Origin of the sequence: Streptomyces sp. NBC_00872, assembly GCF_045161915.1 — a bacterium.
Classification (GTDB): Bacteria; Actinomycetota; Actinomycetes; order Streptomycetales; family Streptomycetaceae; genus Streptomyces.
Window position 1 is genome coordinate 2,553,090 of the sequence record NZ_CP108806.1, and the last position, 16,738, is coordinate 2,569,827.

Sequence of the window (16,738 nt, forward strand, 5' to 3'; positions counted from 1 at the left end):
CCGGGCCGTGTGCTGTCCGCTCACCCCGTTCCGAATACTTAGCGTGCCCTGTGACCGATCGTCGCCGCCTTCGTTCACCCGGACGGCGGAGGTAAGTCCGATCAGAACCGAGGTGTACGCCATGGTGGCCCCGCCTGACAACGACGTGCTCTGGGCGCGTTCCCTGACCTGCTCCCACAATGGATCGCCCGCGCTCGACGGTGTCTCGCTCGGCGTGAGCGAGGGCGAGATCCTCGCCGTGTACGGCCCGCGCGGCAGCGGAAAAACGACTCTTCTGCGCTGTCTGTCGGGTCAGCTCGTCCCGCAGGAGGGCGAGGTCTGGTTCAACAGCTCACCCGTCCACACCATGAGCGCGGTGCTGCGCGAGCGGCTGCGCAGGGACCGCTTCAGCTGGATCGACCCCGAACCCGCGCTGGTGCCCGAGCTGACCGCGTGGGAGAACGCGGCGCTGCCGCTGCTGCTGCGCGGCTCCTCGCACCGCGCCGCCAAGACCACCGCGATGGAGTGGCTGGACCGCCTCGACATCGGCGACTGCGCCCGGAAGCGTCCGTACGCCCTGCTCCAGGCCCAGCGGCAGCGGATCGCCGTCGCCCGCGCCCTGGTCACCACGCCCTCGGTGCTCTTCGCCGACGAGCCGACGGCGCCGCTGCACCGTACGGACCGGGCCCAGGTGATCCGTACGCTGACCACCGCGGCCCGTTCGCACAACATCACTGTCGTCCTGGCCACCCTGGACGAGGAGGTCGCGACCCTCGCGGACCGCACGGTCTCGCTGATGGACGGCCGCCGGGTCGACCCCCTGGGACCCTCCGAGGCGGAAGGTCAGGCCGCGTGCTCGCTCTCCGTCTAGGCCGTGGCGCCCATCCCCTGGCCCTGCTGCGCCGGCTGCTGGTCGTCGCGGCGTCCGCCGGGGTCGGATTCCTGCTGCTGTGCACCCTCGGCTGGGCGATGAGCCATCCGGTCGGCTCACTGCCACGGCTGCTCTGGTGCCTGATCCCGCTGGCGGCGACGGTGCAGTTCGCGGTCGCGGTGGCCCGTACCGATCCCGGCACCCGGCCACGTACCGGACTGTCGGCGGTGGGCCTCGGCCCGGCCCGGCTGACCACGCTGGCCGCCACCTCGACCGCCGTCTCCTGCACCCTGGGCAGCGCGGTGGCGCTGCTCTTCTTCCTGCATCTCCGGGGCGATCTGAGCGCGATGCCCCTCGACGGCAAGGGCGCCGACCTCCTCGCCAGGAACCAGCCGCTCCCGCTGGCGGCGGTGCTGACCCTGCTGGCGCTCGTGCCGACGTTCGCGACGGCGGCGACCGGGCTCGTGATGCGGCGGCACACCCGCAGGACCGCGCGTCCCCCCGAGAGCACGGACCCGGCGCCCGCGCCGACCGGACTGCCGTGGGGAGTCGCCCTGACCACGGCGGGCCTGGCGATCGAGACCTACGCGAGCCGGGGCGGCGGCGGCTCCACACCGCCGCTGCCGGGCCGCTTCGACGGAAGTTCGGCCGGTGTTCTGGCGGGCTGGTCGCTGACGGCCGTCGGACTGGCCCTGGCCGGACCCGGCATCACCTATCTCTGCGGCCGGCTGCTCCAGACCCTGCGCCCCGGCGCGATCCGTCTGCTGGCGGGCCGCACCCTGATGGCCGAGGCCCAAGGGATCGGGCGTCCGCTGGGCGTCCTGTGCGCGGTGCTCTCGGGCGTGTTCGCCGCCAACTCCCTCTACGGGCCCGGTGACGAGACTCCCTTCGGCCCGCTCACCAGCCTCGGCGCGGCCCTGGTCATCGGCTGTGCGGCGGCCACGCTGCTGACGGCCGCCGTGGAGACCCGGCAGGCCCGGCTCCCCACCACCACGACCCTTCATCACCTGGGCGCCCACGCCGGGCTGCTGCGTACGGCGGCGGCGGTGCGGGCGACCGCGGTCCTGGCGATCTTCGCGCCCCTGACCTGGATGGTGGCTGCCCTGGCGGCGGTCCCCCTGACGACATAGGCACGGACGACATAGGCACTCCGTCCGGGAGTGTGCGGGGCCGGGGAACGACTCCCCGGCCCCGCGGCCGTTCTCACACCGTGTTCCTCCGCGTCGGTACCGGCGCGGGTGCCGACGCGGGTGTCCGTGTGGGTGTCCCCGCGGGCGCGGGTCCGTCGTCGCACGCTCGGACCGACTGGGCGTACAGCGTGATCTGCGCTCCCCGGACCCGCTCCCGCGCGCATACGTGGAAGTACGTACGGAGAACCGCGCGCTTCATCGCTTCCCGCGCCACGGCGTCCTCGGGCTCCCCCGGCGGATCGCTCAGCACCACGATGCGCGGCGCGGACAGCATCCGGGCGCGGACGCGCGCGGCGGACATCTCCTCGCCCTGGAGAGAACCCGACACCGCCGGGGTCTCTTCGAGGGCCAGATCGTCCAGGGCGTCGAACCGGCCGGTGGCGGAGAGTTTCCATTCACGGCGCCGCGCGGGGGTGAAGATCACCCCGTCCCCGTCGGCGGAGACCTCTTCGACCGCCTTCGCTATGGCCGTCAGATCGTCCTTGCGGCTCTCGGGCTTCCGCAACTGCGAGCTGACCGGGACGAGAACGAGCGCGAGTACGGCGAACACACCGGCCATGGCGGCGACATGAGCGGTGGGGCGTTGCGCGACGGCGGTGCCGTGACCGCCATCGGTGCCGGTCCGCCGGCTCGGCGCCGACAGCCGGTCCGGCGCCGACAGCCGGTCCGGCGCCGACAGCCGGTCCAGCGCGGTGCCGAGCAGCAGCGCGATGCCCACATTGGTGAAGAGCGCGTACCGGTCGACGTACATGGGCTCGTGGAGGGAGCCGAGCAGCAGAACGGCGGTCGGGAGCACGGCGAGGGGAAGTCCCACGCGCCGCACGGCGGTATTTCCTGAGCCCCTGCCCTCGCCCCTGTTCCCGCTCCCGCTACGGCCGTTGCCGCTAGGGCCGTTGCCACCGCTCCTGGCCTTGCCTCTGCCCAGATATCCGGCGGCGGCCAGGGAGACGAGGGTCCACCCCGCGATCTCTCCCCACTCCGCCGCCTTGGGCCAGCCGATCCAGGAGACCTGGTCGGACTGGCCCATGCTGAACAGGATCAGCGGGAGGGATCCGACGAAGGCGACGGCGGCGGCGATGGACCAGGACCGTCCGTTCCTCGGCCCGGGACGGGTGACCGCCACCGAGACACCGTGCGCGAGCAGCGCGAGGACGGCGAATTCATGCAGCCAGACCGCCGTCAGGTTCACCAGCGCGTAGAGCGTCCAGCACATTCCTGACGACGAGTCGAGCGACCGGACCAGAAGGTACGTGGAACACGCGACCAGCGCGCACACCATCGCGTAGGAGCGCCCTTCCTGCGCGTACATCTGGATGTCCGGAACGAGGGCGAAGACCGTACCGCTGAGTACTCCCGCCCGTACCCCCGCCAGCCGGCGGCCGATGAGCCCGACGAAGGCCGCCGCCACCGCTATGGAGAGCACGGAGGGGATCCGAAGCGTGAGCAGGCCCCCGTCCCAGACCCCGTACAGGGCGTGCATGAAGAAGTAGTAGAGCCCGTGTACGGCGTCGGCGTGACGCAGCAGCCGCCAGATCTCGGGGAGACCCCGGTGCGCCACCTGATAGGTGACGGACTCGTCGCGCCACATCGTGCCCTCGCGCGTGATGCCCCACATCCCGAGGGCGAAGGCCGCCGCGGCGGGTATCAGCCCGGCCGCCAGGCCCTGTCGGTCACGTCCGGGACGGCCGGATATCCGCGCGGGCGACTCGGCGCCGGGGCTCTCGGCCGCCGTGTCCTCGGCCATGACGTTCTGCTGCGGTTCGATGCCTTCCCCCCTCAGCGGATGGAGCGGGCCACTGAGGGTGCTCCGGACCGTCCTGGCACGGAGCGACCACGCTACTCGACACGCGGTCGCCGCACCCGGAAAGCCCGTCGGCTCATCGGCAGCGGAGGCGGAAGCGGGCGCGTGCGGTGCCGCTGCTAGCGCCGGTGCCGCTGCTAGCGCCGGTGCCGCTGCTGGCGCGTCACAGTGCCCCGCCGTACGACGGCCCGCCGCTGGCCGGCCGTTGGAGCTCCGTGTCCCTGTCGGGCAGCACCACCACATCCTCCGCGGCGAACACCACCCCCACCGTCGCCCCCTCGTGCGGCGCGTCCCTAAGCCCGCACTCGGCCTCAAGGACCGGTCCGCCGCCGGAGGGCCCGTCGGGCCGCAGCAGCACCGCGACCCGGCTGCCCCGGAACGTACGCGCCTGGACCGTGCAGCGCAGTCCGCCGGCGGGCTCGACCAGCCGTATCCCGGCCGGCCGCACCAGCACCGACCGCTCTCCCCGCGCCGACCCCTCGGGCACCGGGATCCTTCCCCAGACCGTATCGGCGGTCCCGCCGCTCACCGTGGCGTCCACGACATTGTCGAAACCGAGGAAGCGCGCCACGAACGCCGAGGCGGGCCGCTGCCAGACCTCCACCGGTGTACCGGTCTGGGCGACGCGCCCGTCCCGCATCACCACGACCCGGTCGGCGAGCGCGAACGCCTCGCCCTGGTCATGGGTGACGGCGAGCACGGTCGTACCCAACCGTCCGAAGAGACCGCGCAGTTCGACCACGAGCCGTTCGCGCAGACTCCGGTCGAGCTGTCCGAGCGGCTCGTCCAGCATCAGCAGCCGTGGCCGTGGGGCGAGCGCCCGCGCCAGCGCGACCCGCTGCTGTTCACCGCCGGACAGTGCGGCGACGGCCCGCCGCTCCGCGCCCGGCAGCCCGACGAGGTCGAGCAACTCCGCCACCCGGCTTGTCCGTTCACCGCGCGGGGCACCGCGCATCCGCAGCCCGAAGGCGACATTGCCGCCCACGTCCCGCTGCGGGAAGAGCTGATGGTCCTGGAACATCAGCCCGACCCCGCGCCGGTGCACGGGCACCCCCGACTGGTCGGCGCCGTCCAGCAGGACCCGTCCGCCGTCCGGTGGGGTCAGTCCGGCGATCACCCGCAGCAGTGTCGACTTGCCGCTTCCGCTCGGCCCCAGCACACACACGGTCTCGTGTTCGGCGATCTCCAGATCGACCGCGTCGAGCGCGGTACGGTCACCGAACCGCACGGTGACGTCCGACAGGGTCAGCAGGGCCATCAGAACTCCCCGGAGCGGTCGGTACGGATACGTTCCAGCGCCGGCAGCGACACCGCGCACACCACCATCAGTACGGTGGACAGGGCCATGGCCTGCCCGTAGTTGAGCTCGCCGGGCCGTCCCAGCAGCCGTGCCACGGCCACCGGCAGCGTCGGCCGGTCCGGGCGCGCGATGAACACTGTCGCACCGAACTCACCGAGCGAGACGGCGAACGCGAAACCCGCCGCGACCAGCGACGCCCTGCGTACCAGCGGCAGATCGACCTCGCGCCAGACACGCAGCGGGGACGCTCCGAGGACGGCCGCCGCCTCGCGCAGCCGTCCGTCCACCGCCCGCAGCACAGGCAGCATCGTCCGTACGACAAAGGGGACGCCCACCAGGGCCTGCGCGAGCGGCACCAGAATCCAGGAGGCACGCAGATCGAGCGGCGGCTTGTCGAGCGTGATCAGAAAACCGAAGCCGACGGTCACGGCGGAGACCCCGAGCGGCAGCATCAGCAGCGCGTCGAAGCCCCGGACGAGCCGGCCCGCTCGCCGGGTGAGCGCGGCGGCGGCCAGACCGCCCACCACCAGCGCGACGGCGGTCGCGACCAGCGCGTACCGCAGCGAGTTCCAGACGGCCTCCAGCGGCGGTACGAGAAAGGTCCCGCCGCTCGCCTCCACCGAGCCGAGCGCCCGGTAGAAGCCGAGACCGTACCCTCCCGGTCCGTCGAGGGAGCGCTCGACGAGGACGCCCAGCGGCAGCAGTACCAGCAGCAGCACGGTGCCGAGCACTCCGCCGAGCAGCGCCCACTGCCCGGCCCCGCGCGGTCTGCGCGCCGTGAGCGCGGGGTCGACGAGCTTCAGCGTGCCCTCGCGTCTGCGTACCGTCCACGCGTGGACGGCCAGCACTCCGCCGACCGCCGTGAACTGTACGAGTGTGAGCACGGCCGCGGTGGGCAGGTCGAGCAGTTGCGCGGTCTGCCGGTAGATCTCCACCTCCAGGGTGGAGTAGGCGGGGCCGCCGAGGATCTGTACGACCCCGAAGGAGGTGAAGGTGAAGAGGAAGACCATCAGCGCGGCGGCGGCCACGGCGGGGGCGAGGGCCGGCAGCGTCACCCGCCACCAGGCCATGAACCGGCCCGCGCCCAGCACCCGCGCGGCCTCCTCCTGGCGCGGATCGAGCTGTGCCCACAGACCGCCCACGGTCCTGACGACCACGGCGTAGTTGAAGAAGACATGCGCGAGGAGGATCGCCCAGACGGTGGTGTCGAGCCGTACGCCCCACAGTTCGTCGAGCAGTCCGCCACGCCCGAGCAGCGCCAGGAAGGCCGTACCGACGACCACGGTGGGCAGGACGAACGGGACGGTGACCACCGCGCGCAGCAGTTGTCTGCCGGGAAAGTCGAAGCGCGCGAAGACATACGCGCCGGGCAGTGCGATCAGCAGAGTGAGGGCGGTGGAGGCGAGCGCCTGCCAGGTGGTGAACCACAGGACGTCGAGGATGTCGGGACGGCTCAGTACCTCACCGATGCGGCCGAACCGCCAGACGCCTTCGGACGTGAGCCCGCGGCCGACGATCGCGGTCACCGGATAGGCGAAGAAGACCGCGAAGAACGCGACGGGGACGGCCATCAGGGCGAGCCGGACGGCGTTCGCGCGCCCGGCCGCCCCGCGCCGCGGCCCTTTTCCGGCCCTGGTCCTGACGGCTACTTCACTACGAGTGAGGTCCACGACTGGATCCACTGCTCACGGCCGGTGGTGATCTCGTCGGGCGCCATCGTCTCCGGCTTGTCGACCTTCGCGCCGAACTCGGTGAAGAGTTCGGGCAGCGGCACATCCTGGACGACCGGATTGACGAACATGTTCAGCGGCATGTCCGCCTGGAAGGTCTCGCTGATCAGAAAGTCCAGTAGGGCCTTGCCGCCCGTCTCGTTCTTCGCGCCCGTCAGCAGCCCGGCGAACTCGATCTGCCGGAAGCAGGTGCCCGTGGAGACGCCGGTCGGGGCCTCCTTCGGCCGCGGTTCCGCGTACAGCACCTCGACGGGCGGGCTGGAGGCGTACGAGACGACGAGCGGGCGGTCGGCCTTGGCCTTCTTGCCGCCGGCCGAGCCCGAGAAGCTCTCGTTGTAGGCCTGCTCCCAGCTGTCCACGACCTGGACCCCGTTGGCCCTCAGCTTCGTCCAGTACTCCTGCCAGCCGTCGTCGCCGTACCGCGCGACCGTGCCGAGAAGGAAGCCGAGGCCGGGTGAGGAGGTCGCGGCGTTCTCGGTGACCAGCAGATTCTTGTACTCGGGCTTGAGCAGATCGCCGAAGGACCGGGGCGGATCGAGCTTCTTGTCCGCGAAGTACTTCTTGTCGTAGTTGACACAAATATCACCGGTGTCGATCGGTGTGACGCGGTTCTCGCTCCGGTCGAGCCGGGTGGCCGCGTCGACCTGGTCGATCCCCTTCGCCTCGTACGGCGTGAACAGGCCGTTGTCGAGGGCGCGGGAGAGCAGGGTGTTGTCGACGCCGAAGAAGACATCGCCCTGGGGCGAACCCTTCGTCAGGATCTCCTTGTTGAGGGCCTCGCCCGCGTCTCCGCTCTTGAGCACCTTGACCGTGTAGCCGGTCCGCTTCGTGAACTCCTTGAGTACGGCGGGAGAGGCGTTGAACGAGTCATGGCTGACCAGGGTGACGGTCTTCGACGGTGTCCCGCCGCCGCCCGTACCACCGCCGCCGGACGACGCGGAGTCGTCGGAGCCGCCGCAGGCGGCGAGGGACGAGACACCGAGCGCGGCGGCGACCGCGGCGACCGCCATCCTTCTGACGCTGTTCGTGCTCACTGATTTTCCTCCTGGGATGTCCAGGAGAAGACGCGGCCCTGCCCGGAGTCCGGCCGGACCGGACCGCGGGCAGGGCGCAACAGCTTGAGTAGTGACCGAACTTCCTACCCAGAATGACCTGGGCGAGGTTCAGAGGGTCTGCGACCGTTGCCCGCTCTCACGGACATGTGCCGCACTCTCAGCGCTGTGGCGCTCCCCTGTCGGAAAATATGCAATGCGTTCGCGCCAAGGTTACATGCACCGCAAATCGGGGCCCGGTTCGCCTCCCGGACGGTCCGCCCGCCAGGCGTCCGCGAGCCACCCCGAACGCCCTACCGCTCCGACGCGGCCAGCTGTCCGCACGCTCCGTCGATCTCCTGGCCCCGGGTGTCCCGTACCGTCACGGGCACGCCATGGGACGCGATCGCATCGACGAAGGCCTTCTCGTCCTCGGGGCGCGAGGCCGTCCACTTCGAACCCGGTGTCGGGTTGAGCGGGATCAGATTGACGTGCACCCGCTTGCCCTTGAGCAGCCGTCCCAGCCGGTCACCGCGCCACGCCTGGTCGTTGATGTCACGGATCAGCGCGTACTCGATGGAGATCCGGCGGCCCGACTTCTCCGCGTACTCCCACGCCGCGTCCAGCACTTCCCGCACCTTCCAGCGCGTGTTGACCGGGACGAGGGTGTCGCGCAGATCGTCGTCCGGCGCGTGCAGGGAGACCGCGAGCCGGCACTTGAAGCCCTCGTCGGCGAAGCGCAGCATCGCGGGCACGAGACCGACCGTCGAGACGGTGATCCCGCGCTGCGACAGCCCCAGACCGTCGGGCTCGGGGTCGGTCAGCCGACGGATCGCGCCGACCACCCGCTTGTAGTTGGCGAGCGGCTCGCCCATGCCCATGAAGACGATGTTCGACAGCCGGGTGGGACCGCCGGGCACATCGCCGTCACGCAGGGCGCGCATCCCGTCCACGATCTGGTGGACGATCTCGGCGGTGGACAGATTGCGGTCGAGACCGGCCTGTCCGGTGGCGCAGAACGGGCAGTTCATCCCGCAGCCCGCCTGCGACGAGATACACATCGTGACCCGGTCCGGATAGCGCATCAGCACGGACTCGACCAGGGTGCCGTCGTGCAGCCGCCAGAGCGTCTTACGGGTGGTGTCGTCGTCGCAGGAGATGTGCCGCACCACCGACATCAGGTCGGGCAGCAGTTCTTCCGCGAGCTTCTGACGCGCGGCGGCCGGGATGTCGGTCCACTGCTCGGGGTCATGTGCGAACCGCGCGAAGTAGTGCTGCGAAAGCTGGTTGGCACGGAACGCCTTCTCGCCGATCGCGGCGACGGCCTCGCGGCGCTCGGCGGGGGTGAGGTCGGCGAGATGCCGCGGGGGCTTCTTGGCTCCGCGGGGCGCGACAAAGGTGAGTTCTCCAGGTACAGGCATGGTGGATCCAGTGTCGCAGACGTACGGCGGGGGCCCGCTGCCCTGTGGACAACGGGCCCCCGTACGGTATCGGGCCTGGTCAAAGGCGTGGTCCGAGGCGCCTGAGCCGCGAAAGCCGCTCACGCGGACCGGCGCTCGGCGGCGCCCCGGCGCCCGGGTCAGGACCCTACGAAGATCACCAGCAGCAGCCAGACCACCGGCGCCGTGGGCAGCAGCGAGTCGAGCCGGTCCATGATGCCGCCGTGTCCCGGCAGCAGGGTGCCCATGTCCTTGATGCCGAGATCCCGCTTGATCATGGACTCGCCGAGATCGCCGAGCGTGGCGGTGGCCGCGACCGCCAGCCCCAGCAGCAGCCCCTGCCACCAGATGCCGTCGTTGATCAGGAACTCCATACAGAGCGCGCCCGCCACCATGGCGAAGACGATGGCTCCGCCCAGTCCCTCCCTGGTCTTGCCGGGACTGATGCGCGGCGCGAGCTTGTGCGTACCGAAGCGCCAGCCGACCGCGTACGCGCCCGTGTCGCTGACGACCGTGAGCACTATGAACATCAGGACCCGGCGCGGGCCGTCGTCCGCCGTGAGCATCATCGCCACGAAGGTGGCCAGGAACGGCACGTAGAACGCGGCGAAGACCCCCGCGGTGACGTCCTTGAGATAGCCCTCGGGCGGTGCCGTCATCCGCCAGACCAGCACCGCGAGCGCCGTGAGGGCCATGGCGACCCAGGCGCCCTCGGCGCCGCGCAGATAGCCGGCGACGACCATCGCGGCGCCGCCGACGGCCAGCGGTACCAGCGGGGCCTTGATGCCCTTCTTCTCATCGAGCCGGGACGTCAGCTCCCACAGACCGACGACCACCGCGACCGCGACGACGCCGACGAACACGGCCTTGACGATGAAGAGCGACGCCACGACGAGCGCGCCGAGCCCGAGTCCCACTCCTATGGCCGCGCGCAGATCACGGCCCGCCCGCTTCTTGGGCGGCGGTGGCGATGGGGCTCCCATGGGCTCCTGTGGAGTCTCGTCACGGAACAGAGGGCCGCCCGGCCGAGCACCCTCCCGGTCGTCATCCTGGTCCCCGCCGTTCGCGGGTCCGTCGGGCACGATGGGCATGGGGCGAGTCTGCTGTGCGTCAAGCGCGTCGTACGCGGGACCCGCCGGGGCGGCCCCGTGGTCGGCCGGTCCCCAGTAGTCGGTGTAACCGGAGTAACCGGCCGTCGGCGGGGCCCCCCGGGAAGAGTCGTTCATCAGACCTCGAGCAGCTCGGCTTCCTTGTGCTTGAGCAGCTCGTCCACCTGCGCGACATACTTCGCGGTGGTGTCGTCGAGCTCCTTCTCCGCGCGGCGTCCCTCGTCCTCGCCGACCTCGCCGTCCTTGACCAGTTTGTCGATGGTCTCCTTGGCCTTGCGGCGGACCGCGCGGATCGAGATCTTCGAGTCCTCGGCCTTGGTCTTGGCGACCTTGATGAACTCCTTGCGGCGGTCCTGGGTCAGCTCCGGGAACACCACCCGGATGATGTTGCCGTCGTTGCTCGGGTTGACGCCGAGGTCGGAGTCACGGATCGCCTGCTCGATATTGCGCAGGGCGCTCTTGTCGAACGGGGTCACCACGGCCATCCGCGCCTCGGGCACGGCGAACGAGGCGAGCTGGTTGATCGGGGTCAGGGCACCGTAGTAGTCCGCCACGATCTTGTTGAACATCGCCGGATGTGCCCGCCCTGTGCGGATCGCGGCGAAGTCGTCTTTGGCGACCAGGACGGCCTTCTCCATCTTCTCCTCGGCCTCGAGGAGGGTCTCTTCGATCACCACTTGCTCCTGCGTGTCTTGAGTGGGCCCGGCGTGCGCGTGGGCCGGCGGAACCTGCGTCGCGTCTCTCCTGCACGGTGTCCGACCGGCAGGGCTCTGTCCATCCCGTACGGGGCCGCCCCGGATCAGGTCCGGGTGCCCTGGTCGCTCACGAGCGTGCCGATCTTCTCACCCTTGACCGCACGCGCGATATTGCCTTCCTTCAGCAGTTCGAAGACAAGGATCGGCAGTTTGTTGTCCTGGCAGAGCGTGATCGCGGTCATGTCGGCGACGCGCAGATCGCCGGCGATCACCTCGCTGTACTCCAGCGCGTCGAACTTGACCGCGTCGGGGTTGGTCTTGGGGTCGGAGTCGTACACCCCGTCCACCCCGTTCTTCCCCATCAGCAGGGCCTGGGCGTCGATCTCCAGGGCGCGCTGGGCGGCGGTGGTGTCGGTGGAGAAGTACGGCATGCCCATACCGGCGCCGAAGATGACCACTCGGCCCTTCTCCATGTGGCGCACGGCGCGCAGCGGGATGTACGGCTCCGCGACCTGGCCCATGGTGATGGCGGTCTGGACGCGGGAGTCGATGCCTTCCTTCTCCAGGAAGTCCTGGAGGGCCAGGCAGTTCATCACCGTGCCGAGCATGCCCATGTAGTCGGAGCGCGCCCGGTCCATACCGCGCTGCTGGAGTTCGGCGCCGCGGAAGAAGTTGCCGCCGCCGATGACGACCGCGATCTGGGCGCCGTCCCGGACGACTGCGGCGATCTCGCGGGCGATGGCGTGTACGACGTCGGGGTCGACGCCGAGCGCTCCCCGGCCGGCGAACGCCTCACCGGACAGCTTCAGCATGAAGCGGCCGTGCTTCGTGCCGTCGTCGCTCTTGTCGGCTTTGTCGGCCTGTTCCATGGAGATCTCCTCGTGCACATACGAAGAAGGCCATTGCCGGGGGTCCTCACGGTTCCCAGTGCGGCAATGGCCTCCTCGTCAGATCTGCGGTCGCCCGGCGCGTACGCGGACGACTGCGTCAGACCCTATCGGGGTCTTCGGTTGATCGCGTACAGACTCAGATGCCGACCTTGATGCGCACGAAGCGCTTCAGGGTGACACCGGCCTCGTCCAGGACCTTCTGGACGGACTTCTTGTTGTCCTTCGCGAACGCCTGCTCCAGGACGACGACCTCCTTGAAGAAGCCGTTGACGCGACCTTCGACGATCTTGGGAAGGGCGGCCTCGGGCTTGCCCTCCTCACGCGAGGTGGCCTCGGCGACACGGCGCTCGTTCTCGACCGTCTCGGCCGGGACCTCGTCGCGGCTGAGGTACTTCGGGGCGAAGGCGGCGATGTGCTGCGCGACGTCCTTGGCGACCAGGGCGTCTTCCTTGTCCAGCTCGACCAGCACACCGACCTGCGGCGGGAGGTCGGGCATGGTGCGGTGCATGTACGCGCCCACGTAACCGCCGGTGAACTGCGCGAAGCGGTCCAGGACGATCTTCTCGCCGAGGTTGGCGTTCGCCTCGTCCACATACGCCTGAACGGTCTTGCCGGCTTCGATCTCGGAGGCGAGCAGCGCCTCCAGGTCGGCCGGGGACGTCGCGGCGACATGTGCGGCGAGCGTGTTGGCCACGGTCTGGAACTTCTCGCCCTTGGCGACGAAGTCCGTCTCGCACTTCAGCTCGAGCAGAACGCCGGAGGTCTTGTCCTCGGAGATGAGGGAGACGACGGCGCCGTTCTCGGCCGAACGGCCCTCGCGCTTGGCGACGCCCTTCTGGCCCTTGACGCGGAGGAACTCGACGGCGCTGTCGACGTTGCCGTCGGCCTCGTCCAGCGCCTTCTTGCAGTCCATCATGCCGGCGCCGGTGAGCTCACGGAGCTTCTTGACGTCGGCGGCGGTGTAATTCGCCATGATCTGTAATTCTCTCTCGAAGGTCTGAAAGATCTACGGGTGAACGGCGGGGGCCGTACGGCCCCCGCCGTCAACTGCCGAACCGATGAAAGGGTCAGGCCTGCTCGGCGTCCGCGACCGGGGCCTCGGCGTCCGCGACCGGGGCCTCGGCCTCCGCGTCGGCGACCTTCTCCGTCTCGGCGGACGTCTGGACGTCGGTCTCCGGCTTGGCTGCCTCGGCGGCCTTCTCGGCGTCTTCCTTCTTCTCGCCCTCGAGCAGGTCGCGCTCCCACTCGGCGAGCGGCTCGCCGGCGGCCTTCTCGCCCGGCTTGGAGTCGCCGGTGGCGACACCGGAGCGGGCGATGAGGCCCTCGGCGACGGCGTCGGCGATCACGCGGGTGAGCAGGGTGACGGAGCGGATCGCGTCGTCGTTGCCCGGAATCTTGTAGTCGACCTCGTCGGGGTCGCAGTTGGTGTCGAGGATCGCGACGACCGGGATGTGGAGCTTGCGCGCCTCACCGACGGCGATGTGCTCCTTCTTGGTGTCGACGATCCAGACGGCGCTGGGCACCTTCTGCATCTCGCGGATACCACCGAGGGTCTTCTCCAGCTTGGCCTTCTCGCGGGAGAGGACCAGCAGCTCCTTCTTGGTGAGACCGGAGGCGGCCACATCCTCGAAGTCGATCTGCTCAAGCTCCTTCAGACGCTGGAGGCGCTTGTAGACGGTGGAGAAGTTGGTGAGCATGCCGCCCAGCCAGCGCTGGTTGACATAGGGCATGCCGACGCGCGTCGCCTGCTCGGCGATGGCCTCCTGGGCCTGCTTCTTCGTACCGACGAACATGATGGAGCCGCCGTGCGCGACGGTCTCCTTGACGAACTCGTAGGCGCGGTCGATGTACGACAGCGACTGGAGCAGGTCGATGATGTAGATGCCGTTGCGCTCGGTGAAGATGAACCGCTTCATCTTCGGGTTCCAACGGCGGGTCTGGTGACCGAAGTGGACGCCGCTCTCCAGCAGCTCCCGCATCGTGACGACGGCCATGGCCGTACTCCTTGAGGTACTCGGTTGTCGCGTCCGCCGGACGGCGGACGCGCCTGACGTCCCGGTGCGCTGTGCCACGGAGGACCGAGAAGCGCTGACATCGGCGCGAAGAGGGCCGATGGCGGGGCGTGCGAAGTCGACCCGGTGACCCGGATCGCCACAAGAAGTGTACGGGACCTTCGCACCCACGGGTGACGGCGCTGTCCACAACCGGTCGGTACTCCACAGATCCGGGTCATGATCAGCGCGATCGCGTCGTTCCGGGCCACGCTGGGTGCCATGATCACTGTCCGTATCGGCGTATGTCCCCCTGTCCGTCCTGCCCGTCCTGTCCGCCGTGTCCGCGCGGGCCGTCCCTCCCGTGCGCTGTCACGGCGGCGGGGACCCCGCGTCCTCGTCCCTCTCCTCGCACCCGTTCTCGCCCTCGTTCTCGCTCTCGCTCTCGTCGTCCCGCTGTTCCCACTGTTCTGCCACTCCGCCGCCGCGGCCACCGGGACGCGGGGCGGAGGGTCCGGGCCTGGCGGAGAAGTCGGGGACGGCGGCCGGGTCTGGCCGGTCGGACCGCGGCCCGTGGTGCTGCGCGGCTGGGAGCCGCCCGCGTCGGCGTACGGCCCCGGCCACCGCGGGGTGGATCTGGCCGCCGCCCCGGGAGCGGCGGTACGGGCCGCCGCCGGGGGCCGGATCTCCTTCGCGGGCCGGGTGGCCGGCCGCGGGGTGCTGGCGATCACCCTGACCCGGTCGGGCGCCCCGCCGTTACGGATCACCTATGAGCCGGTGGAGCCGCTGGTCTCCGAGGGCGACGAGGTGATCACGGGCCAGGCGGTGGCCACGCTGTCCGCCGGTCTGTCGCACTGCGGTGTGGGCTGTCTGCACTGGGGGCTGCTGAGGGGGACCGTCTATGTGAACCCGCTGTCGCTGCTGCCGCCCGAACTGCTCCGGCTGGGCCCCTCCCGGCTGCTCCCGGTCCTCGGCGTCCCGGTGTCCCCTGCCGCCACGCCCCCGCTGTCCCCCGCGACGGCGTCCGTGGCGTACGGCGCACCGCATGCGGTCGTCCTGTCGGCCCTGGCGCTCTGGGCTCACTGTGCGGGGCGCCGCCGGGCGCGCGACGCGCGTCCCGGGCGCTCGCGCCGGCGCGTACCCACCGGGGCGCGGAGAGGACGGGGGCTTATGGGAATCCGGGCGCCCCGGTGGATCCGGGTGGCCCGGTGGGTCCGGTCGGCGCGGGAGGTCAGCCCCGTACGCCGCGCAGCGCCATGGACACCGCCGCCTCGGCGATCTCCGGCGGAGCCTCGGCCGCGCCGAGTTCGATGCGTCGGACCGCCGCGTCCACCACGCCCTGGAGCAGCATCGCGGCAAGCCGGGGCTGGTCATGCCCGAGTTCGCCGAGGGCCTCCACGATCATGGCGATCAGACCGCCGTGCGCGGCGCGGATCTTCTCCCGGGCTCCCGCGTCGAGTTCACTGGCGGAAATGGCGACGACGGCGCGGTGCCGGCGGTCACCGACCAGCGCGAGCTGCTGTCGTACGTACGCCTCGATCTTGGCCTCGGGCGTCTCCGCCCCGGCCATGGCCGCCTCGACCTCCGCCGCCCAGACCGGGAAGTCGACGGCGCACAGCTCTTCGACGACGGCGGCGCGCGAGCGGAAGTACTCGTAGACGGAGGACCTGGCGAGGCCGGTGCGCTCGGCGAGGGCCGGGAAGGTCAGCGCGTCCGTGCCGCCTTCGGACAGAAGGGAGCGCGCGGCGTCCAACAGGGCGCCGCGTTGCATGGTCCGGTGCTCGGCCACCGAGGCCGCTCGAATCCTGGGCACGCACCCACTTTACGGATGGGGCGCCCGGGATACAGCGTCAGCGTCCGACGTCGGCCAGCTTGGCCCGCAGCTGCAGTACGGACTTTGTGTGGATCTGGCTGACCCTGCTCTCCGTCACCCCGAGGACATGGCCGATCTCGGCGAGCGTGAGGCCCTCGTAGTAGTAGAGCGTGACCACCGTCTTCTCCCGGTCGGGGAGCGTGTTGATCGCGCGCGCCAGCAGCCGCCGCAGTTCCCGGTCCTCGGCGACCTCCACCGGGTCGTCGGCGGCTGTGTCCTCCAGGGTGTCCATCAGGCTGAGCCGGTCACCGCCCTCGCCGCCGACATGCAGCAGTTCCTCCAGCGCCACGACATTCGCCAGGGACAACTGGCTGAAAACGGCGTGCAGCTCCTCCAGCGCGATCCCCATCTCCGCGGCGACCTCGGCCTCGGAGGGCGTGCGTCTGAGCTGCGCCTCAAGCGTGGCGTAGGCGCGCTCGACGGCTCTGGCCTTCTGCCGTACGGAGCGCGGGATCCAGTCCAGGGCCCTCAGTTCGTCGATCATCGCGCCACGGATCCGGGTGATCGCGTAGGTCTCGAACTTGATGGACCGCTCGATGTCGAACTTCTCGATCGCGTCGATCAGTCCGAAGACCCCGGAGGAGACGAAGTCGGCCTGCTCGACATTGGACGGCAGTCCCACACTGACCCGGCCCGCCACATACTTCACCAGCGGTGAGTAGTGCAGGATCAACTGCTCGCGCAGCCGCTCGTCGCCCGTGGTCTTGTACGACCGCCACAGCTCGTCGAGCGACGAGGGCGCCGGGGGCCGTACGGCGCTCCGTGCAGCCGGGGGCGCCGCCGCGCGGTCAGACCCGGAGGTGTGCTGGGGCATGCGTTGCCTTGAGCCGTTCTGCAGT

14 protein-coding genes, 1 pseudogene and 1 riboswitch are annotated in these 16,738 nt (G+C 70.4%); of the genes and pseudogenes, 3 read left to right on the top strand and 12 right to left on the bottom strand.

Going from position 1 to position 16,738, the window contains the following annotated elements:
- Nucleotides 1–121: 121 nt before the first annotated feature.
- Nucleotides 122–850 (top strand): ATP-binding cassette domain-containing protein, encoded by a 729-nt coding sequence (locus tag OG214_RS10790; protein WP_363084045.1) that lies wholly within the window; start codon nucleotides 122–124, stop codon nucleotides 848–850.
- Nucleotides 832–1,980, top strand: coding sequence for a hypothetical protein (locus OG214_RS10795; RefSeq protein WP_405984624.1), 1,149 nt, complete (start codon nucleotides 832–834; stop codon nucleotides 1,978–1,980). The genes OG214_RS10790 and OG214_RS10795 overlap by 19 nt, the downstream gene beginning before the upstream one ends.
- 73 nt (nucleotides 1,981–2,053) lie before the next feature.
- Here OG214_RS10795 and OG214_RS10800 read toward each other — a convergent pair whose 3' ends face one another.
- The 10 genes from OG214_RS10800 to rpsB all read right to left on the bottom strand — a co-directional run bounded on the left by OG214_RS10800 (nucleotide 2,054) and on the right by rpsB (nucleotide 14,029).
- On the bottom strand, nucleotides 2,054–3,784 hold the full coding sequence (locus tag OG214_RS10800) for a hypothetical protein (protein WP_405984625.1): 1,731 nt from the start codon (nucleotides 3,782–3,784) through the stop codon (nucleotides 2,054–2,056).
- Nucleotides 3,785–4,004: 220 nt separating this feature from the next.
- Nucleotides 4,005–5,093 (bottom strand): ABC transporter ATP-binding protein, encoded by a 1,089-nt coding sequence (locus OG214_RS10805; RefSeq protein WP_405987469.1) that lies wholly within the window; start codon nucleotides 5,091–5,093, stop codon nucleotides 4,005–4,007.
- A gap of 5 nt (nucleotides 5,094–5,098) precedes the next feature.
- Nucleotides 5,099–6,712, bottom strand: coding sequence for an ABC transporter permease (locus tag OG214_RS10810; protein ID WP_405987470.1), 1,614 nt, complete (start codon nucleotides 6,710–6,712; stop codon nucleotides 5,099–5,101).
- A 74-nt stretch (nucleotides 6,713–6,786) separates the two neighbouring features.
- Complete coding sequence (locus OG214_RS10815; RefSeq protein ID WP_405987471.1) at nucleotides 6,787–7,881, bottom strand: thiamine ABC transporter substrate binding subunit; 1,095 nt, start codon at nucleotides 7,879–7,881, stop codon at nucleotides 6,787–6,789.
- Between the two features lie 107 nt (nucleotides 7,882–7,988).
- Nucleotides 7,989–8,114, bottom strand: a riboswitch (TPP riboswitch).
- A gap of 102 nt (nucleotides 8,115–8,216) precedes the next feature.
- Nucleotides 8,217–9,323: a 23S rRNA (adenine(2503)-C(2))-methyltransferase RlmN gene (rlmN, locus tag OG214_RS10820; RefSeq protein ID WP_363086285.1), complete on the bottom strand. Its 1,107-nt coding sequence runs from the start codon at nucleotides 9,321–9,323 to the stop codon at nucleotides 8,217–8,219.
- Between the two features lie 158 nt (nucleotides 9,324–9,481).
- Nucleotides 9,482–10,567 (bottom strand): phosphatidate cytidylyltransferase, encoded by a 1,086-nt coding sequence (locus OG214_RS10825; RefSeq protein WP_365903307.1) that lies wholly within the window; start codon nucleotides 10,565–10,567, stop codon nucleotides 9,482–9,484.
- Nucleotides 10,567–11,124 carry a ribosome recycling factor gene (frr, locus tag OG214_RS10830; protein ID WP_046499668.1) on the bottom strand — a complete coding sequence of 186 codons (558 nt, stop codon included), beginning with the start codon at nucleotides 11,122–11,124 and terminating at the stop codon, nucleotides 10,567–10,569. The genes OG214_RS10825 and frr overlap by 1 nt, the downstream gene beginning before the upstream one ends.
- 125 nt (nucleotides 11,125–11,249) lie before the next feature.
- Nucleotides 11,250–12,014, bottom strand: a complete 765-nt coding sequence (gene pyrH / locus OG214_RS10835) for a UMP kinase (RefSeq protein ID WP_046499667.1) — start codon at nucleotides 12,012–12,014, stop codon at nucleotides 11,250–11,252.
- 157 nt (nucleotides 12,015–12,171) lie between these two features.
- On the bottom strand, nucleotides 12,172–13,008 hold the full coding sequence (gene tsf, locus OG214_RS10840; protein ID WP_405984626.1) for a translation elongation factor Ts: 837 nt from the start codon (nucleotides 13,006–13,008) through the stop codon (nucleotides 12,172–12,174).
- 94 nt (nucleotides 13,009–13,102) lie between these two features.
- Entirely contained in the window at nucleotides 13,103–14,029 is a 927-nt protein-coding gene (gene rpsB / locus OG214_RS10845; RefSeq protein ID WP_363081479.1) for a 30S ribosomal protein S2, read from the bottom strand.
- Between the two features lie 627 nt (nucleotides 14,030–14,656).
- Between rpsB and OG214_RS10850 the strand changes: the two are divergent.
- Nucleotides 14,657–14,926, top strand: a pseudogene (locus tag OG214_RS10850) (peptidoglycan DD-metalloendopeptidase family protein); the annotation flags it as partial.
- A 331-nt stretch (nucleotides 14,927–15,257) separates the two neighbouring features.
- Here the strand turns inward: OG214_RS10850 and OG214_RS10855 are convergent.
- Complete coding sequence (locus OG214_RS10855) at nucleotides 15,258–15,797, bottom strand: TetR/AcrR family transcriptional regulator (protein WP_363081481.1); 540 nt, start codon at nucleotides 15,795–15,797, stop codon at nucleotides 15,258–15,260.
- Between the two features lie 79 nt (nucleotides 15,798–15,876).
- Nucleotides 15,877–16,713, bottom strand: a complete 837-nt coding sequence (whiG, locus tag OG214_RS10860; protein ID WP_066950716.1) for an RNA polymerase sigma factor WhiG — start codon at nucleotides 16,711–16,713, stop codon at nucleotides 15,877–15,879.
- Nucleotides 16,714–16,738: the final 25 nt, after the last annotated feature.